We start from the raw sequence: 1,245 nt of genomic DNA, 5'->3' as shown, positions 1-1,245 counted from the left end.
TGGCTACAATCAAAAGCTCTACGCTCTGCAACACACCCGCTATGGCTTACAAAACTATTGAAGACACCATCGGCAATACGCCGCTGGTTCAACTGGTCCGTATTCCGGACGACGAGATTCGCGCGCGCAACAACGTGATTCTCGGCAAGCTCGAGGGCAATAACCCGGCGGGTTCGGTGAAGGACCGTCCGGCGTTATCGATGATCAAGAAAGCGGAAGAGCGCGGACGTATCAAGCCTGGCGACACGCTGATCGAATCGACCAGCGGCAATACGGGCATTGCACTCGCCATGGCCGCCGCCATTCGCGGCTACAAGATGGTATTGCTGATGCCGGAAGACCTGTCGGTGGAACGCCGCCAGAGCATGGCCGCGTACGGCGCGGAAATCGTGCTCACGCCGGTGACGGGCGGCATGGAATACGCACGCGATCTGGCCGAGCAAATGCAGCGTGACGGTAAAGGCATCATCCTGGATCAGTTTGCCAATCCCGATAACCCGCTCGCTCACTACGAGACAACGGGTCCGGAATTGTGGCGTGACACGGAAGGGCGCATCACCCACTTCGTTTCCGCGATGGGCACGACCGGCACGATCATGGGCGTGTCGCAGTATCTGAAGGAGCAGAACGAGAAGATCGAGATTGTCGGGGCACAGCCGGAAGAAGGCTCGCGGATCCCGGGCATCCGCAAATGGCCAGAGGCGTATCTGCCGAAGATCTTCGATCGCAGCCGTGTGGATCGAACGGAAAGCGTGAGCCAGGCGGCCTCTGAAGCCATGGCGCGGCGGCTGGCGTCGGTGGAAGGCATCTTTTGCGGCATATCGGCCGCGGGCGCGTGTGAAGTGGCGCTGCGCGTGGCGCGTCAGGTCGAGAACGCGACCATCGTGTTCGTGGTCTGCGATCGCGGCGACCGGTATTTGTCGACGGGTGTGTTTCCGGCTTGATATCAGTGAAAAGAAGACGTTAAAAAGCCCGGACAAGTCCGGGCTTTTTAACGTCTGAGCGAAGGCTGAATTATCGCGAAGCCGCTACCGCTCCGCCGGCATTCATCTGCGCCTTCACCGCTTCACCAAGCTGATACACGGCGAGCGCATAGAAGAAGCTGCGGTTGTAGCGGGTCAGCACGTAAAAGTTCTTCAGCCCCAGCGTGTACTCGGTTGCCCGGCCCGGTGTCGGTAAATCGACCACCGTCACCGGCGTGCCTGCTTCCGTCGACACATTGACTCCCGGCTCGCCCATCAGCAA

At 59.8% G+C, this 1,245-nt stretch carries 2 protein-coding genes; one reads left to right on the top strand and one right to left on the bottom strand.

The annotated features are described in order from the left end of the window. Positions 1–41 precede the first annotated feature (41 nt). Positions 42–944: a cysteine synthase CysM gene (gene cysM / locus ACRXB1_RS36295; protein WP_062000016.1), complete on the top strand. Its 903-nt coding sequence runs from the start codon at positions 42–44 to the stop codon at positions 942–944. A gap of 70 nt (positions 945–1,014) precedes the next feature. On the opposite strand, the gene ACRXB1_RS36290 is transcribed toward cysM, so the two are convergent. Then, on the bottom strand, positions 1,015–1,245 hold a 231-nt coding region (locus ACRXB1_RS36290; RefSeq protein ID WP_449494804.1), incomplete at its 5' end, for a lytic murein transglycosylase.

It is taken from the genome of Caballeronia sp. M23-90, assembly GCF_053574605.1.
This window is presented reverse-complemented; position numbering and strand designations above follow the sequence as displayed.

Coding starts and splice junctions, on each gene's coding strand:
- cysM (WP_062000016.1), top strand. CDS start 42: ATGGCTTACAAAACTATTGAAGACACCATCGGCAATACGCCGCTGGTT.